9 protein-coding genes, 2 tRNA genes and 3 rRNA genes are annotated in these 17355 nt (G+C 57.0%); 10 read left to right on the top strand and 4 right to left on the bottom strand.

From position 1 onward, the window contains the following. Nucleotides 1-461: 461 nt before the first annotated feature. The 6 genes from JFT87_RS23740 to mrdA all read left to right on the top strand — a co-directional run bounded on the left by JFT87_RS23740 (nucleotide 462) and on the right by mrdA (nucleotide 7796). Nucleotides 462-1998 (top strand): 16S ribosomal RNA (locus JFT87_RS23740). Nucleotides 1999-2081: 83 nt separating this feature from the next. After that, nucleotides 2082-2158 (top strand) — tRNA-Ile (locus JFT87_RS23735). Nucleotides 2159-2190: 32 nt separating this feature from the next. After that, nucleotides 2191-2266 (top strand) — tRNA-Ala (locus JFT87_RS23730). A gap of 234 nt (nucleotides 2267-2500) precedes the next feature. Further along, nucleotides 2501-5393, top strand: a 23S ribosomal RNA gene (locus JFT87_RS23725). 169 nt (nucleotides 5394-5562) lie between these two features. Continuing rightward, nucleotides 5563-5678: ribosomal RNA gene (rrf, locus tag JFT87_RS23720) — 5S ribosomal RNA — on the top strand. The 16S, 23S and 5S rRNA genes sit together here with 2 tRNA genes alongside, the layout of an rRNA operon. Before the next feature lie 225 nt (nucleotides 5679-5903). Continuing rightward, entirely contained in the window at nucleotides 5904-7796 is a 1893-nt protein-coding gene (mrdA, locus tag JFT87_RS23715) for a penicillin-binding protein 2 (RefSeq protein WP_201205028.1), read from the top strand. An 88-nt stretch (nucleotides 7797-7884) separates the two neighbouring features. On the opposite strand, the gene JFT87_RS23710 is transcribed toward mrdA, so the two are convergent. From JFT87_RS23710 to JFT87_RS23700, 3 genes are all read right to left on the bottom strand, one after another. Further along, nucleotides 7885-8556, bottom strand: coding sequence for a hypothetical protein (locus JFT87_RS23710; RefSeq protein ID WP_201205026.1), 672 nt, complete (start codon nucleotides 8554-8556; stop codon nucleotides 7885-7887). An 83-nt stretch (nucleotides 8557-8639) separates the two neighbouring features. Further along, nucleotides 8640-8846 (bottom strand): helix-turn-helix domain-containing protein, encoded by a 207-nt coding sequence (locus JFT87_RS23705; protein ID WP_201205025.1) that lies wholly within the window; start codon nucleotides 8844-8846, stop codon nucleotides 8640-8642. Between the two features lie 9 nt (nucleotides 8847-8855). Then, nucleotides 8856-9461: a hypothetical protein gene (locus JFT87_RS23700; RefSeq protein WP_201205024.1), complete on the bottom strand. Its 606-nt coding sequence runs from the start codon at nucleotides 9459-9461 to the stop codon at nucleotides 8856-8858. Between the two features lie 264 nt (nucleotides 9462-9725). Here JFT87_RS23700 and JFT87_RS23695 point away from each other — a divergent pair, with 264 nt between their 5' ends. The 4 genes from JFT87_RS23695 to qhpG are packed head-to-tail and all read left to right on the top strand — an operon-like array spanning nucleotide 9726 to nucleotide 15301. Next, nucleotides 9726-11630 carry a sigma-54-dependent Fis family transcriptional regulator gene (locus tag JFT87_RS23695; RefSeq protein ID WP_201205022.1) on the top strand — a complete coding sequence of 635 codons (1905 nt, stop codon included), beginning with the start codon at nucleotides 9726-9728 and terminating at the stop codon, nucleotides 11628-11630. Then, nucleotides 11630-13348 (top strand): ABC transporter ATP-binding protein, encoded by a 1719-nt coding sequence (locus tag JFT87_RS23690; RefSeq protein WP_201191679.1) that lies wholly within the window; start codon nucleotides 11630-11632, stop codon nucleotides 13346-13348. The genes JFT87_RS23695 and JFT87_RS23690 overlap by 1 nt, the downstream gene beginning before the upstream one ends. After that, nucleotides 13338-14015, top strand: coding sequence for a subtilisin-like serine protease QhpE (gene qhpE, locus JFT87_RS23685; protein WP_201205020.1), 678 nt, complete (start codon nucleotides 13338-13340; stop codon nucleotides 14013-14015). Before JFT87_RS23690 ends, qhpE begins: the two co-directional genes overlap by 11 nt. Next, on the top strand, nucleotides 14012-15301 hold the full coding sequence (qhpG, locus tag JFT87_RS23680) for a flavin-dependent monooxygenase QhpG (RefSeq protein ID WP_201205018.1): 1290 nt from the start codon (nucleotides 14012-14014) through the stop codon (nucleotides 15299-15301). Before qhpE ends, qhpG begins: the two co-directional genes overlap by 4 nt. Before the next feature lie 97 nt (nucleotides 15302-15398). Here qhpG and JFT87_RS23675 read toward each other — a convergent pair whose 3' ends face one another. Further along, complete coding sequence (locus JFT87_RS23675) at nucleotides 15399-16889, bottom strand: aldehyde dehydrogenase family protein (protein WP_201205016.1); 1491 nt, start codon at nucleotides 16887-16889, stop codon at nucleotides 15399-15401. Nucleotides 16890-17355 lie beyond the last annotated feature (466 nt).

Genomic DNA, 17355 nt, shown 5'->3' with positions numbered 1-17355 from the left:
TCTATAATTCGCCCCACTTCCGGCGCAGTCGAAACGGAAAACTCCTTGAGATTCAATGAGTTATGTAGGTTTCGGCGGTAGGTTGCTTCAGTTCATCGAAGCCAAAAGGAAGTTGAAAAAGAGGTGTTGACAGCAGCGTGTAACGCTGTAGAATTCGCCTCCCGCTGACGAGAGATCGGAAGCGCAAGTGGTTGAAGTTGTTGAAGAATTCTTCGAAAACTTCTGAAAATAATCACTTGACAGCAAATGAGGCTGCTGTAGAATGCGCGCCTCGGTTGAGACGAAAGATCTTAACCAACCGCTCTTTAACAACTGAATCAAGCAATTCGTGTGGGTGCTTGTGGAGTCAGACTGATAGTCAACAAGATTATCAGCATCACAAGTTACTCCGCGAGAAATCAAAGATGTAACCAACGATTGCTGAGCCAAGTTTAGGGTTTCTTAAAAACCCAAAGATGTTTGAACTGAAGAGTTTGATCATGGCTCAGATTGAACGCTGGCGGCAGGCCTAACACATGCAAGTCGAGCGGATGAGAGGAGCTTGCTCCTGGATTCAGCGGCGGACGGGTGAGTAATGCCTAGGAATCTGCCTGGTAGTGGGGGACAACGTTTCGAAAGGAACGCTAATACCGCATACGTCCTACGGGAGAAAGCAGGGGACCTTCGGGCCTTGCGCTATCAGATGAGCCTAGGTCGGATTAGCTAGTTGGTGAGGTAATGGCTCACCAAGGCGACGATCCGTAACTGGTCTGAGAGGATGATCAGTCACACTGGAACTGAGACACGGTCCAGACTCCTACGGGAGGCAGCAGTGGGGAATATTGGACAATGGGCGAAAGCCTGATCCAGCCATGCCGCGTGTGTGAAGAAGGTCTTCGGATTGTAAAGCACTTTAAGTTGGGAGGAAGGGCAGTAACTTAATACGTTGCTGTTTTGACGTTACCGACAGAATAAGCACCGGCTAACTCTGTGCCAGCAGCCGCGGTAATACAGAGGGTGCAAGCGTTAATCGGAATTACTGGGCGTAAAGCGCGCGTAGGTGGTTTGTTAAGTTGGATGTGAAATCCCCGGGCTCAACCTGGGAACTGCATTCAAAACTGACAAGCTAGAGTATGGTAGAGGGTGGTGGAATTTCCTGTGTAGCGGTGAAATGCGTAGATATAGGAAGGAACACCAGTGGCGAAGGCGACCACCTGGACTGATACTGACACTGAGGTGCGAAAGCGTGGGGAGCAAACAGGATTAGATACCCTGGTAGTCCACGCCGTAAACGATGTCAACTAGCCGTTGGGAGCCTTGAGCTCTTAGTGGCGCAGCTAACGCATTAAGTTGACCGCCTGGGGAGTACGGCCGCAAGGTTAAAACTCAAATGAATTGACGGGGGCCCGCACAAGCGGTGGAGCATGTGGTTTAATTCGAAGCAACGCGAAGAACCTTACCAGGCCTTGACATCCAATGAACTTTCCAGAGATGGATTGGTGCCTTCGGGAACATTGAGACAGGTGCTGCATGGCTGTCGTCAGCTCGTGTCGTGAGATGTTGGGTTAAGTCCCGTAACGAGCGCAACCCTTGTCCTTAGTTACCAGCACGTAATGGTGGGCACTCTAAGGAGACTGCCGGTGACAAACCGGAGGAAGGTGGGGATGACGTCAAGTCATCATGGCCCTTACGGCCTGGGCTACACACGTGCTACAATGGTCGGTACAAAGGGTTGCCAAGCCGCGAGGTGGAGCTAATCCCATAAAACCGATCGTAGTCCGGATCGCAGTCTGCAACTCGACTGCGTGAAGTCGGAATCGCTAGTAATCGTGAATCAGAATGTCACGGTGAATACGTTCCCGGGCCTTGTACACACCGCCCGTCACACCATGGGAGTGGGTTGCACCAGAAGTAGCTAGTCTAACCTTCGGGAGGACGGTTACCACGGTGTGATTCATGACTGGGGTGAAGTCGTAACAAGGTAGCCGTAGGGGAACCTGCGGCTGGATCACCTCCTTAATCGACGACATCAGCTGCTCCATAAGTTCCCACACGAATTGCTTGATTCATTGAAGAAGACGATAAAGAAGCAGCCCGAAATTGGGTCTGTAGCTCAGTTGGTTAGAGCGCACCCCTGATAAGGGTGAGGTCGGCAGTTCGAATCTGCCCAGACCCACCAATTTTGCTTGTGTGGGACACCTGTAGAAATATGGGGCCATAGCTCAGCTGGGAGAGCGCCTGCCTTGCACGCAGGAGGTCAACGGTTCGATCCCGTTTGGCTCCACCACTACTGCTTCTGTTTGTTGAAAGCTTAGAAATGAGCATTCCATCCTGGTGATGGTGAATGTTGATTTCTAGTCTTTGATTAGATCGTTCTTTAAAAATTTGGGTATGTGATAGAAAGATAGACTGGACGTTACTTTCACTGGTAACGGATCAGGCTAAGGTAAAATTTGTGAGTAATTGCGAATTTTCGGCGAATGTCGTCTTCACAGTATAACCAGATTGCTTGGGGTTATATGGTCAAGTGAAGAAGCGCATACGGTGGATGCCTTGGCAGTCAGAGGCGATGAAAGACGTGGTAGCCTGCGAAAAGCTTCGGGGAGTCGGCAAACAGACTTTGATCCGGAGATGTCTGAATGGGGGAACCCACCTAACATAAGTTAGGTATCTTAAGCTGAATACATAGGCTTAAGAAGCGAACCAGGGGAACTGAAACATCTAAGTACCCTGAGGAAAAGAAATCAACCGAGATTCCCTTAGTAGTGGCGAGCGAACGGGGACTAGCCCTTAAGTGGCTTTGAGATTAGCGGAACGCTCTGGAAAGTGCGGCCATAGTGGGTGATAGCCCTGTACGCGAAAATCTCTTAGTCATGAAATCGAGTAGGACGGAGCACGAGAAACTTTGTCTGAATATGGGGGGACCATCCTCCAAGGCTAAATACTACTGACTGACCGATAGTGAACTAGTACCGTGAGGGAAAGGCGAAAAGAACCCCGGAGAGGGGAGTGAAATAGATCCTGAAACCGTATGCGTACAAGCAGTGGGAGCAGACTTGTTCTGTGACTGCGTACCTTTTGTATAATGGGTCAGCGACTTATTTTCAGTGGCGAGCTTAACCGAATAGGGGAGGCGTAGCGAAAGCGAGTCTTAATAGGGCGTCTAGTCGCTGGGAATAGACCCGAAACCGGGCGATCTATCCATGGGCAGGTTGAAGGTTGGGTAACACTAACTGGAGGACCGAACCGACTACCGTTGAAAAGTTAGCGGATGACCTGTGGATCGGAGTGAAAGGCTAATCAAGCTCGGAGATAGCTGGTTCTCCTCGAAAGCTATTTAGGTAGCGCCTCATGTATCACTGTAGGGGGTAGAGCACTGTTTCGGCTAGGGGGTCATCCCGACTTACCAAACCGATGCAAACTCCGAATACCTACAAGTGCCGAGCATGGGAGACACACGGCGGGTGCTAACGTCCGTCGTGAAAAGGGAAACAACCCAGACCGTCAGCTAAGGTCCCAAAGTTATGGTTAAGTGGGAAACGATGTGGGAAGGCTTAGACAGCTAGGAGGTTGGCTTAGAAGCAGCCACCCTTTAAAGAAAGCGTAATAGCTCACTAGTCGAGTCGGCCTGCGCGGAAGATGTAACGGGGCTCAAACCATACACCGAAGCTACGGGTATCACCCTCGGGTGATGCGGTAGAGGAGCGTTCTGTAAGCCTGTGAAGGTGAGTTGAGAAGCTTGCTGGAGGTATCAGAAGTGCGAATGCTGACATGAGTAACGACAATGGGTGTGAAAAACACCCACGCCGAAAGACCAAGGTTTCCTGCGCAACGTTAATCGACGCAGGGTTAGTCGGTCCCTAAGGCGAGGCTGAAAAGCGTAGTCGATGGAAAACAGGTTAATATTCCTGTACTTCTGGTTATTGCGATGGAGGGACGGAGAAGGCTAGGCCAGCTTGGCGTTGGTTGTCCAAGTTTAAGGTGGTAGGCTGAGATCTTAGGTAAATCCGGGATCTTAAGGCCGAGAGCTGATGACGAGTTATCTTTTAGATGACGAAGTGGTTGATGCCATGCTTCCAAGAAAAGCTTCTAAGCTTCAGGTAACCAGGAACCGTACCCCAAACCGACACAGGTGGTTGGGTAGAGAATACCAAGGCGCTTGAGAGAACTCGGGTGAAGGAACTAGGCAAAATGGCACCGTAACTTCGGGAGAAGGTGCGCCGGTGAGGGTGAAGGACTTGCTCCGTAAGCTCATGCCGGTCGAAGATACCAGGCCGCTGCGACTGTTTATTAAAAACACAGCACTCTGCAAACACGAAAGTGGACGTATAGGGTGTGACGCCTGCCCGGTGCCGGAAGGTTAATTGATGGGGTTAGCTAACGCGAAGCTCTTGATCGAAGCCCCGGTAAACGGCGGCCGTAACTATAACGGTCCTAAGGTAGCGAAATTCCTTGTCGGGTAAGTTCCGACCTGCACGAATGGCGTAACGATGGCGGCGCTGTCTCCACCCGAGACTCAGTGAAATTGAAATCGCTGTGAAGATGCAGTGTATCCGCGGCTAGACGGAAAGACCCCGTGAACCTTTACTATAGCTTTGCACTGGACTTTGAATTTGCTTGTGTAGGATAGGTGGGAGGCTTTGAAGCGTGGACGCCAGTCTGCGTGGAGCCAACCTTGAAATACCACCCTGGCAACTTTGAGGTTCTAACTCAGGTCCGTTATCCGGATCGAGGACAGTGTATGGTGGGTAGTTTGACTGGGGCGGTCTCCTCCTAAAGAGTAACGGAGGAGTACGAAGGTGCGCTCAGACCGGTCGGAAATCGGTCGTAGAGTATAAAGGCAAAAGCGCGCTTGACTGCGAGACAGACACGTCGAGCAGGTACGAAAGTAGGTCTTAGTGATCCGGTGGTTCTGTATGGAAGGGCCATCGCTCAACGGATAAAAGGTACTCCGGGGATAACAGGCTGATACCGCCCAAGAGTTCATATCGACGGCGGTGTTTGGCACCTCGATGTCGGCTCATCACATCCTGGGGCTGAAGCCGGTCCCAAGGGTATGGCTGTTCGCCATTTAAAGTGGTACGCGAGCTGGGTTTAGAACGTCGTGAGACAGTTCGGTCCCTATCTGCCGTGGACGTTTGAGATTTGAGAGGGGCTGCTCCTAGTACGAGAGGACCGGAGTGGACGAACCTCTGGTGTTCCGGTTGTCACGCCAGTGGCATTGCCGGGTAGCTATGTTCGGAAAAGATAACCGCTGAAAGCATCTAAGCGGGAAACTTGCCTCAAGATGAGATCTCACTGGAACCTTGAGTTCCCTGAAGGGCCGTCGAAGACTACGACGTTGATAGGTTGGGTGTGTAAGCGCTGTGAGGCGTTGAGCTAACCAATACTAATTGCCCGTGAGGCTTGACCATATAACACCCAAGCAATTTGAGTACTCGAAAGAGCATCAGATTGCGGTGTGTGAAGACGAAACGAACCGAAAGTTTGACCGCCCTTAAAGGCAGCACAAAACACCGAAAACTATCCCATACCCAATTTGCTGAAGCGAGGCCATCTGGCCACGATTCGGTACCCGAATTTCTTGACGACCATAGAGCGTTGGAACCACCTGATCCCATCCCGAACTCAGCAGTGAAACGATGCATCGCCGATGGTAGTGTGGGGTTTCCCCATGTGAGAGTAGGTCATCGTCAAGATTAAATTCCGAAACCCCTATCTGCGTATGCAGGTAGGGGTTTTGTTTTGCCTGCAGGAAAGTCTTCTTCACCTTATGACGGCCCCAACCGTCGCACGCGCTGCCATTGGAGCAAATCGTTCTGAAGTGACCGTGCAGTTTTTGGTATGGTGCAGCTCGTTTTTTAACGGACTGATTACAACGCTGAGGATCGGCACCCCCTTCATCGTCAAGAGCTGCTGCAGAAATGCCTGAACCGATACCCATCAAGGATCACGAAAAAGAGACGCGCCTGGTCAATAAAAGACTGATGGCCTGCGCCTTGTTTGTGGTCGCCATCACCTGCGCACTGGTGGTGCGCATGTACGTTCTGCAAGTGGTTGAGTTCGACTACCACTCGACCATCTCCGAAAACAACCGCGTCCACGTTTTGCCGATCACCCCGACGAGAGGGCTGATCTATGACCGCAATGGCGTGATCCTGGCGGACAATCGGCCCAGCTTTAACCTGACCATCACCCGCGAACGCGCCTCCGACGTCAAAGGCGAGTTGGATGAGGTGGTCAACCTCCTGCATTTGCCAGCCGAAGACCGCACGTTGTTCGACAAGGCTATGAAGCAGGCACGGCATCCGTTCGTGCCGGTAACCTTGTTCTACGAGCTCACCGAAGAGCAGATCGCCGTTCTCGCGGTTAACGAGTTCCGCCTACCGGGGCTTGATGTCGAACCACAGTTCGTCCGTCATTATCCGTTGGGCGTGCACTTCGCCCACTCGATCGGTTACGTCGGTCGCATCAACGAGAAAGAGTCCAAGGCTCTGGACGGGGTGGAATACCGTGGCACCCAATCCATCGGCAAGACCGGTATCGAAAAATTCTACGAGTCCGAGCTGCACGGCCACGTCGGTTATGAAGAAGTCGAAACCAACGCTCAAGGCCGCGTGCTGCGAGTGCTCAAGCACACCGACCCGACGCCAGGCAAGAACATCGTTCTAAGTCTGGACGTCAAGCTTCAAGAAGCCGCCGAGGATGCCTTGGGTGACCGTCGTGGCTCAGTGGTCGCGCTCGATCCGTCGACTGGCGAAGTGCTGGCCATGGTCAGCAAGCCAAGCTTCGATCCGAACATGTTCGTGACCGGCATCAGCTTCAAGGAGTACGCGGCGCTGCACGATTCCATCGACCGGCCACTGTTCAACCGCGTCCTGCGTGGCCTCTATGCCCCCGGCTCAACCATCAAGCCAGAAGTGGCGATTGCCGGTCTTGACGCCGGCGTGGTCACCCCACAAACCCGCGTTTTCGATCCTGGTTACTACCAACTGCCAGATTTCGATCACAAGTACCGCAACTGGAACCATAGCGGCGACGGTTGGGTAGACATGGACGCAGCGATCATGCGTTCCAACGACACCTACTTCTACGATCTGGCGCATAAGCTGGGCATCGATCGACTACACGACTACATGGCCATGTTCGGGCTGGGTGAGAAGGTGTCCCTGGACATGTTCGAAGAGTCTGCCGGTCTGATGCCATCTCAAGCCTGGAAGCGCGCCACACGCCGTCAGCCATGGTTTCCCGGCGAAACCGTGATTCTCGGCATCGGCCAGGGCTACATGCAGGTCACACCGTTGCAGTTAGCCCAAGCCACCGCGTTGATCGCCAACAAAGGCGTTTGGAACCGACCGCACCTGGCCAAGACTGTCGACGGCGTAGCCCCAGTGGATGCGAACCCGATGCCGAATATCCTGCTCAAGGATCCGCGTGACTGGGAACAGGTCAACCACGGTATGCAAATGGTGATGCACGACCCTCGCGGCATTGCCCGAGCGGCCGCGGTGGGGGCTCAGTACCGAATCGCCGGCAAGAGTGGTACCGCGCAAGTGGTGGCGATCAAGCAAGGTGAGCGTTACAACCGGGCGAAAACCCTGGAACGTAACCGCGATAACGCCTTGTTCGTCGGTTTCGCGCCGGCCGAACATCCGAAGATTGTGATCTCGGTGATGATCGAAAACGGCGAGGCCGGTGGTCGTGTGGCCGGTCCTGTGGTGCGGCAGATCATGGACGCCTGGCTGCTCGATCAGGACGGCCATCTCAAGCCGCAGTACGCCACGCCCGCCAAACCGCCGGGCGATCCTCACGTCTAACTGAAACCGGCAACGGCTTCCTGGCACTGGCTCATGCAAGTTGAGCAGGTGCTGGAAGCCGTCGAGTTACGATTCGTCGGGCAACGTACTATTTGCAGCGATAGCCCTCGGGCATTGTGACGCTGTAGTTGCGTTGTACGCGGTCCTCGAAATTCAGGTTCTGCAGCCCTTGCTCTACCAGGAAGGTTTCGACCTTGGCTGGCTGGCAGTCTTCGTTATAGGACGAAGCCCGCAACAGGTAGACCGCACGTTTGCTCACTTCATCCTTGGCAGTCGCAATGAACGTACTGAGGGTGGTGTAGCCGGTTCGCTCCGAGGTACCTACCGGGCCATAAGTGGTGTTTGGCGTGCTTGTGCAGGTCAGCCGGTCATCTTTTTTCTTACTGTTCTTGCACACAGTCGAGGTGCTGGTTGCCACCTGCCCATAATCGGTAGCGGTATAGCGATAAGACACCTGTCGGCTGCTGACATCGAGGGTGACGGTCATTTTGATCGGAGCGTGCTTTTGGGGTAGATCAGTGTCGGTATAGACCTCCTGAAAGCCCTTTTCTTTTAACGCATTCACCATGTCTCGAAGATAGTAGCGGGCATTCAGTGCGCTTTCATCGCTGCCATTGGCAGACGTCACAAGAACAGTGGCCTTGCGGTCAAATTGATAGTCCGGATCAGGTGTTGCATTGAGTGCCACTTCTAATTGTGTGGCGCAGCCGCTGAGTAACGCCGTCAGCCATAACAGCGCGCAGGAATAGTAACGGGACATGAAATAGAAACCTTACAACCAAGAATTGAATAACAGTTAAACGGTTGGGACTTGCCAAAAACAACTCGCCGCCATGAGCAGGCTCAGTCTTTCTGGAATTCCAGCAGATCGCCTGGCTGGCAATCGAGCGCGGCACAAAGCTTGTCGAGCGTTGCTATCTTCACGCCTTTGACCTTGCCATTTTTCAGTAATGACAGATTGGCCTCGGTGATCCCGAGCAGGGCGGCCAGCTCTTTCGAGCGAATTTTTTGTGTGGCCATGACAACGTCAAGGCGGACGATAATGGTCATTCTATTGTTCTATATGTATTGACTTTGCTCATCGCTGAGTACTTTTGCATCTCGCATGATAATTGAAAACAAACAGAGCAATACGCCTTTGACAATCTCGTAGGCGGAAGAGGAAGACAGGCCGATCGAGAATTGAAAAATCCGCTCCCCAGGTGGCAGATCTATCGACAACGCCAAACCCTGCAAGGTCTCTACCAGCGGGTAGGCTGCCGGAGAAATGATGCACAGTACTCCGACTCGCCACAAGAGCCTGATATTGCGTTCGGTCCAGGTTTCACCGCGCGACAAGCGCAGGAAAAACAGCCCTGTCAGCCATAACGCGTAGGCCGATAACGCAACGGGCAGGAAGTCCAGAAAGACGATTAGCGCAGTGACCAGCGGCGATAGCCAGGTGTCGGGATTGAGCAGCGCGCCTTCGACAAACGGGTCAAGTAATTGCGGCGAGTTTTCAGCAAACGCATAGAGCAAGGCTGCCAGCATTTCGTCCGTTTTAGAGATCCAGAGCGTAGCGCTACCGCCAACCTCCGTGGCGCCCAGGATCCAGACAAGGATCGCTGCCAGCAGTCCGACCCAATGCATGCGCTGCAGCGCCACGCCGTTGATGCGAGTACTCATGAAAATTCCTGGTTGTGTCGTAAGAGTGATTGATTTTCGATGCTAAATTATCGATTTGCAATAATTAATTGTGCTTAAAGGCGTCTGCAATGCCCTGCACAGCAGCTTTTCGGGCGTTCACAGGAGATGGATAGGATCCGGGCTCATCCACCTGGCGGAACACAAGTGCCCCGCAGTGCTTGCCATCGCCCTGACGTTAACGTAAAGATTGGCATCAGGGCGCTGATTTCAAAAAGCGCCGAGCGGACCGCTGCGGAGCGCTTGATGACACTCATAAAAACAACACATCCCAAACCGCAACAGGAAGCACGGCTGGCCCGGGAAAAGCTTCACCTCGAAGGCGAAGTCCCCGATGGCGTATTGCGTGCGGAAATCGATGCCTCGTGGCGGCGCAGCCTCAGCCACGGCGTGCATTTCAACGGCAAACACGAACTGAGCCTCGAATCGAGCGCCAGCCTTGAAGTGTTGCTGGCGAGCAATCGCCTGCTGATCGACGCCGCGATGCCGGCCATCGATTACCTGGCCGAGCGCCAGGGCAAGGAAGGGCTGATTATCCTCGCCAACTCCGACGCGACCATCCTCGCCGTCGAAGGCCGCGCCGACCGCCTCAAGGGCTCTGGCCTGCAAGACATCACCCTCGGTGCCTGCTGGAGTGAAGCCGCTCGCGGCACCAACGCCCTCGGCACCGCATTGGTCGAAGCCCGACCGACCCTGATCGATTGCGGCGAACATTACCTGGATCGGCTGAGCGATTTCTCCTGCACCTCAGTGCCGATCCACTGCCCGCAAGGCGACATCCTCGGCGTCCTCGACCTCACTCGCGAAGGCCCACTCGGCCGGGTTCACGACAGCACTGCGTTGTTGGCCATGGCCGTCAGCCAGATTGAAAGCCGGGTGTTCAACGCCAGTTATCCGGATCAAATCGTCCTCGCATTCCACAGCCGTCGGCAGTACCTCGAATCGCCGTGGCAAGGCCTGCTGGCGGTGAGCCTCGGCGGGCAGATCCTCGCGGTCAGCGCCCAGGCCTGCCAATTGCTGCGCGCCGAGCGTTCGGCACTGGTGGGGCACCGCTGCGAGGAGTTTCTCGGGGTCGATGGCCTGCAACTGCTGGCCCGGCTGCAACAGGGCGGCATCGGCAGCCTGCAAACCGCCAAGGGCGAATTCTTCTACAAAACCCTGCGTGCACCGCAGCGTTCGATCAACGTCGGCACCACGCCGCGCCCGGTTGCCAAACCCGCCAAACCACAACCGGACCTCGAATCCCTGGCCGGCAGCAATGTCCGTTATGCCCGCGCCTTGCGCATGGCCCGACAAGGCCTGGCGAATGAACTGCCGGTGTTGCTGCTCGGCGAAACCGGCACCGGTAAAGAGGTCATCGCCCGTGCCCTGCACATGGCCGGCACGCGCTGCGACAAACCCTTCGTCGCGGTGAACTGCGCGGCGATCCCCGAAGGCCTGATCGAGTCAGAATTGTTCGGTTACCGCGAAGGCGCCTTCACCGGTTCACGCCGTGGCGGCATGGTCGGGCGCCTGCAACAGGCTCACGGCGGCACCTTGTTCCTCGATGAAATCGGCGACATGCCGTTGGCCTTGCAAGCGCGACTGCTGCGGGTGTTGCAGGACCGCAAAGTCGCGCCATTGGGCGCTGGCGAAGAGCAGGACATCGACGTCGCACTGATCTGCGCCACCCACCGCGACCTCAAGCGTCTGGTCGAGGACAAACACTTTCGCGAAGACTTGTTCTACCGGGTCAACGGCATCAGCGTGATGCTCCCGCCGCTGCGCGAACGCGAAGATTTCAGTGGCCTGGTCGGTCGACTGCTGGCCAAACTCGACGCCCCGACCGTCACCTTGCACGACGACCTGAGCAAATTGCTCGGCGGCTATCACTGGCCGGGCAACATCCGCCAATTGGAGATGGTCTTGCGCACGGCGTTGGCGATGCGCGAGGTGGGGGACACCGTGCTCACCCTCGACCACTTGCCCGACAGCATGCTCGATGACTTGACCGCCACCGAACGCCCGCAGGCCGGGAGCATTCGCGAAAACGAACTGGAGCTGATTCGCCAATCCCTCGACGCGCATCAGGGCAATGTCTCGGCCGCCGCCGACGCGTTGGGCATCAGCCGCGCGACCCTGTATCGCAAACTCAAGCAGTTGCGCCCGTGATGCAGCGCCTGATCGTTCGGCTGATCGACAGCCAGAATCCGCAAGCCCTGCAATCTTCGTTGCGCTGGCTCTACAGCTTCGTGCGACCGCATCGACTGGCGATTGCCGGGTTGCTCGGGTTGTCGGTCTGCGCTTCGTTGTTGGTGCTGGTGCAACCGTGGTTGACCAAACTGCTGATTGACGACGGCCTGCTGGGGCGCAATTTCCCGGTGTTGGTGCTGATCGCGGGGTTGATGATCGTCGCCGGTTTGCTCGGTACGGCGCTGTCGGGGATCAACCGTTACCTGCACACGCGGCTGTCCGGACGGATCCTGTTCGCCCTGCGCGATGACCTGTATCGGCACTTGCAGACCTTGTCGCCGAGCTTCTACGGCCAGCGGCGGATCGGCGACCTGATGTCGCGCCTCGATGGCGACGTCGCAGAGATTCAGCGCTTTGCCGTGGACTCGCTGTTTTCGGCGGTATCGAGCGTGATTGGTTTGTTCTTCTCGGTGGCGATGCTGCTGACCTTGTCCTGGAAACTCTCGCTGCTGGCGCTGGTGCTGATTCCGCTCGACGTGCTCTGGCTGCGCTGGATGCGGCGCAAGGTCGAGCGCGATGTGCGGCAATTGCGCGAGCGTTCGGCGGACATGTCGTCATTCATGGTCGAGACCCTGCCGGTGATGAAATTCATCCAGTCCGCCGGCCAGCAACAACGCGAAGCGCGACGGCTGGAGAGCTTGGGCCAGGGTTATATGAGCCAGTTGCTGCGCCTGCAAGTCACCGAGTTTTTCACCCAGGCTGTGCCCGGCACACTGACGTCGTTGTCGCGGGCCTGTGCGTTTTTGATCGGCGGTTATTGGGTGGTGCAGGGGACGTGGCAACTCGGCGCGCTGATCGCGTTTTCAACTTATCTCGGGATGGCGGTGGGGCCGGTGCAAAGTCTGCTCGGGCTCTATGTCGCCATTCAGCGGATGACCGTCAGCCTCGGGCGCGTCATGGAGTTGCGCGGCGAAGAGCCGACCGTGCTCACACCGGTCACGCCGCAGCCGATACCGCGCTGCGGCGAGCTGCGTTTTGACAACGTGCATTTCAGCCATCCGGGGCGTCCGAGCACCTTGCGCGGGATTGATGCACGCATTCCCTACGGTTTGAAAGTCGCCCTGAGTGGCGGCTCGGGTGTCGGCAAATCGACCCTGATCGACCTGCTGCAGCGGCATCACGATCCGCAATCTGGCCGGGTGTTGTTGGGGGAAATCGATCTACGGGAACTGGACCTGTTCGAGCTGCGTCGACGGATTGCGATCGTCAGTCAGGACATCGTGCTGTTTCGCGGCAGCCTCGCCGATAACCTGGCGTATGCGGTGCCGGATGCCAGTCGCGAGGCGATTGCCGGTGTTGCGCAGTTGGCGCAACTCGACAGCCTGATCGCATCCTTGCCCGAAGGCCTCGACAGTCCGTTGGGTGAGCGCGGTCAGCAGCTCTCCGGCGGGCAGAAACAGCGGATCGCCATTGCCCGGGCACTGTTGCAGGACCCATTGATTCTGGTGCTCGATGAGGCCACGTCGGCAGTGGATGAAGCCACCGAGCGTGAAGTGATCGAAGCCATCGACCGACTGTTTGCCGGGCGTACGCGCATCCTTATCAGCCATCGTCCATCGACTCTGGCGGACGCCGATCTGCGCTTTGAATTGCTCGACGGTGTGCTCACCTCGAAAACGGTGATGCATGAAGCCTGAACTGCGAATTGGCGTGGTGGACAGCGGTCATTCGGCGGTGCAGCGAGTGCAGGTTGTTGCGGGGCGCCGGTTTTCGTTGCTGGAGGATGGGTTGGCGGAAAGTGATTTACGCGACGATCCGCTTGGCCACGGCAGCGCGGTGATCGAGGCCATCGGGCGGCGCACGCCGGCGGCGGTGTTTTGTGTGGCGCAGGTGTTTGACCAGCGTGGCGTCACCAGTGCCTTGCAGATCGCCACGGCGATTGACTGGCTGGTGGCGCAGGATGTGCGGCTGATCAATTTGAGCCTGGGGTTGCGGCAGGATCGCAGCTTATTGCGCGAAGCCTGCGCGGCAGCCGTGGCGAGCGGCGTGTTGTTGTGTGCATCGAGTCCGGCTCAGGGTGAGGGCGTGTTTCCGGCGAATTATCCACAGGTGTTGCGCGTCACTGGTGATGCCCGTTGTGCCGAGAACGAATGGTCGTGGCTCAACAGCGCCCAGGCGGATTTCGCGGCGTGTGTGCATGGGACGTATCCGGGGCAGTCCGGGGCCAGTCTGGGGTGTGCGGCGTTGAGCGGACACATTGCCGGTTTCCTGGTTGCTCATCCTGATGTGAGCAATGAGCAGGTCATTGAATGGCTGCGAGAGAACGCTCGTTATCGTGGTCCAGAACGGCGCAGCGGGCCATGATTTTGATTCTTGGCGCAGGGCCCGCAGGAGCGGCGGTTGCCTTGGGTTTGCGTCGACTCGGTTACCCGGTGACGCTGGTCAGCGAATGGCGACGGTTTGCCGCGCTCGAAGGGGTTTCCATTCGAGTGCTGGAGGCGTTGCGCGGCGCGGGACTGAATCACGCATTGGCGGACGCGGCGCTACCTTCCCAGCGACAGGTGTCGTGGAATGGTCAGCAGCATGCGCAGAACATCGAATATTTGTTGGACCGTCCGAGTTTTGATCGTGGATTGCGCGAGGATTTGCGTCTGGCTGGTGTTGAGATGATCGAAGGGCGGGTGCTGACGGTGCGGTCCTCGGCTACCGGGCATCGGGTCGAAATTGAAGGACACGACGTGTTGGTCGCGGATTTTCTGGTGGAGGCTCGTGGACGTTCCGCTCCAGCGCTCGGTAAAGGCTTGCGCGGGCCGGAGACGGTCAGCCTGCTCAATCGCTGGCAAGGCACGCCGGGCAGTACCGCCAGCGCTGTGGAAAGTCTTGAGGACGGCTGGGCCTGGATGGCGCGGCGGGCCGACGGTCAATGTTATTGGCAATGGACGGTGGACGTGGCCAGTGCTTCGTTACCGGGTAAGGCTCAGTTGCTTGATTACTGTCGTCAGCGGCGCCACGGTTCGGAAGTGGCTCGGGCGTTTTTCGATCATCAACCTGAATACGATCTGCAACTGCACGCCCGCAGCAGCACAGCGATTTTGTGCCCACAGGTCTGCGGCGATAACTGGATTCGGGTGGGTGACGCGGCGATGGCGGTAGACCCGTTATCGGGCAACGGGATTTTTCAGTCGTTGTCCTCGGCATTGCAGGCGCCCACGGTGATCAACACCTTGCTGCGTAAGCCGCAGCGAACGGCGTTGGCCCAGCGCTTTCATCAGCGGCGGGTGGAGCAGTTGTTTTTGCGCTTTGCCCGGATCGGACGAGATTTTTATGCCGATGAGCAGCGCTGGCGGGATCAACCGTTCTGGCAGGCTCGGCGACAGTGGCCGGATGCCGAGGTGGCGCATGTCGAGGCGGATTTTGCGGCGTTGCGGATTGAGCGGGCGCCGGTGCTGCGGGATGGGTTTGTAGATGAGGTTGAAGTGGTGGTGACAGCGGATCAGCCGCTGGGGATCTGGCATGTTCAGGGGGTTGAGTTGGCGCCGTTGGTGCGGCGGTTGCGCAGCGAGCCAGCGGAGCAGGCGTTGGCCGGGTTGAATGAAGCGCAGGGCAGGGTGATCAGGGCATGGTTATTGAGTCAGGGATATCGGCCTTGACTCGGCTGGCCTCTTCGCGAGCAAGCTCAGCGCCTACAAAAACGGGGATCTGTAGGCGCCGAGCTTGCTTACGAAAGCGGACTTGAGGGTGAGGCAATCACAACTTGATCAACACCGACTTCAATTCGGTGTAATGCTCGATCGCTGCATAGCCCATCTCGCGCCCGACCCCGGACATCTTGTACCCGCCAAATGGCAGCGCCGGATCCAGCGCACTGTGGCAGTTGACCCACACCGATCCTGACTTGATCCGCGGAATCATCCGGTGCACCGCCGCCAGATCATTGGACCAGATACTCGCCCCCAATCCATACGGACTGTCATTGGCCATGCGCAGCGCATCGGCTTCGTCATCAAACGGAATTGCCACCAGCACCGGGCCGAAGATTTCTTCCTGCACCAGCGAGTGCTTCTGATCGACATCGACAATCACTGTCGGTTTGACGAAGAACCCCGGCCCGAACTGCTCGCCGCCGCACGCGATGGTCGCGCCGCTTTCCCGACCCTTTTCGATATATCCGTAAACCCGCTCCTGCTGACGCTTCGAAATCAACGGCCCCATCTCGACGCTCGGGTCCATGCCGTTGCCGAGTTTCATGGCGTTGGCGATGTCGGCGATGTCCGCCACCACATTCTCGAAATGCTTGCGCTGCACATACAGCCTGGAACCGGCGCAGCAGACCTGGCCCTGGTTGAAGAAAATCGCACTTGCAGCACCGGCGGCGGCAGTCTTCAGGTCGGCGTCGGCCATGACGATGGTTGGCGATTTACCGCCCAGTTCCAGGGTCACCCGGGTCATGGAGTCCATGGCGATCTTGCCGATCTGCTTACCCACGGCGGTCGAGCCGGTGAAGGTCAGCTTGTCCACCAACGGGTTGTGCGTCAGGGCCGAGCCAGCCGTGATGCCGGTGCCGGTGACCACGTTGAACACGCCTTCGGGGTAGCCGGCTTCCAGCACCAGTTCGGCGAGTTTCAGTGCGGTCAGCGGGGTTTCGTCGGCGGGTTTGAGCACCATGGTGCAGCCGGTGGCCAGGGCCGGGCCGAGTTTCCAGCAGGCCAGCAGCAACGGAAAATTCCAGGCGACGATGGCACCGACCACGCCCACTGCTTCGCGCCGGATGAAACTGTGGAACTGATCGTTGGGCATCAGCGGTAACGAGACTTCAACGCTGGAGCCTTCGATTTTGGTCGCCCAACCGGCCATGTAGCGCAGGAAATCGATGGACAATTGCACGTCCATCACCTGAGCCACCGCCGCACTTTTGCCGTTGTTCAGGCATTCCAGTTGCGCCAGCAGCTCGGCGTCGCGCTCCATCAGGTCGGCGAGTTTCCACAACAGGTTTTGCCGCTCACGCGGGCGGGTGCGGGTCCAGGCTGAATCATCGAAGGCCTGGCGGGCGGCGAGTACTGCACGGTCGACATCCTCGGGCGTCGCCCGTGGCACCACGCACAGCATTTCGCCAGTGGCCGGGTTGTGCAGCGGCATGGTCTGGCCGTCGGCGGCCTCGACCCAGTCGCCGCCGATCAGCATGCGCGGCGCGCGCTGGATGAAGGCCGAAGTGGCGGGAAGCAAATAAGGAAGCGACATGGCGAAGCCTCTTGTTGTTCGTTGTCGTAAAGAGGGCTTTCGCAATGGCTGTGCCAAATGCGCGAACGCGGCACATGAGCCTTTGAAGTTGGGCATGTGCGGTGAGTGACAGAGCGAGCGAAGTGGTGAATTTGTCTCAAAAAGCGACAGGCCGTGAGATGCAAGATACGGATCGGACCAGGCCCGGAAGGCTCCGGACAAACAGTGGCCGAACTGCTGTAGGAAGAGTCGCTGGTCTGCCGGTTTTGGGTGTCTGGTGTGTTAAAGAGGTTCGAGCTAAGTTCTTTATTGACCGGCGTATCGAGTGTTGATGCGCGGTATTTGGCGCCGATGGCTGATGGATTTATCACAGCCGTTTTTCTGGAGGATAAATCATGATCATACTGATCATCACCCTATGGTCGCTCAGCATGATTTTGCTTGCCGCGTTTGCGCTTTGGTGGGGGAACCGGGTCGAAGCCATCAA

The sequence above is a fragment of the Pseudomonas sp. TH15 genome, from assembly GCF_016651105.1.
Lineage (GTDB): Bacteria > Pseudomonadota > Gammaproteobacteria > Pseudomonadales > Pseudomonadaceae > Aquipseudomonas.
Note: the sequence above shows the minus strand (reverse complement) of the source record. Positions and strands in the feature narration are given on the sequence as shown.

What these genes read in the sequence shown, in the direction of transcription:
- mrdA (WP_201205028.1), top strand. Translation starts at nt 5,904, where the DNA reads ATGCCTGAACCGATACCCATCAAGGATCACGAAAAAGAGACGCGCCTG.
- JFT87_RS23710 (WP_201205026.1), bottom strand. Translation starts at nt 8,556, where the DNA reads ATGTCCCGTTACTATTCCTGCGCGCTGTTATGGCTGACGGCGTTACTC.
- JFT87_RS23705 (WP_201205025.1), bottom strand. Translation starts at nt 8,846, where the DNA reads ATGACCATTATCGTCCGCCTTGACGTTGTCATGGCCACACAAAAAATT.
- JFT87_RS23700 (WP_201205024.1), bottom strand. Translation starts at nt 9,461, where the DNA reads ATGAGTACTCGCATCAACGGCGTGGCGCTGCAGCGCATGCATTGGGTC.
- JFT87_RS23695 (WP_201205022.1), top strand. Translation starts at nt 9,726, where the DNA reads ATGACACTCATAAAAACAACACATCCCAAACCGCAACAGGAAGCACGG.
- JFT87_RS23690 (WP_201191679.1), top strand. Translation starts at nt 11,630, where the DNA reads ATGCAGCGCCTGATCGTTCGGCTGATCGACAGCCAGAATCCGCAAGCC.
- qhpE (WP_201205020.1), top strand. Translation starts at nt 13,338, where the DNA reads ATGAAGCCTGAACTGCGAATTGGCGTGGTGGACAGCGGTCATTCGGCG.
- qhpG (WP_201205018.1), top strand. Translation starts at nt 14,012, where the DNA reads ATGATTTTGATTCTTGGCGCAGGGCCCGCAGGAGCGGCGGTTGCCTTG.
- JFT87_RS23675 (WP_201205016.1), bottom strand. Translation starts at nt 16,889, where the DNA reads ATGTCGCTTCCTTATTTGCTTCCCGCCACTTCGGCCTTCATCCAGCGC.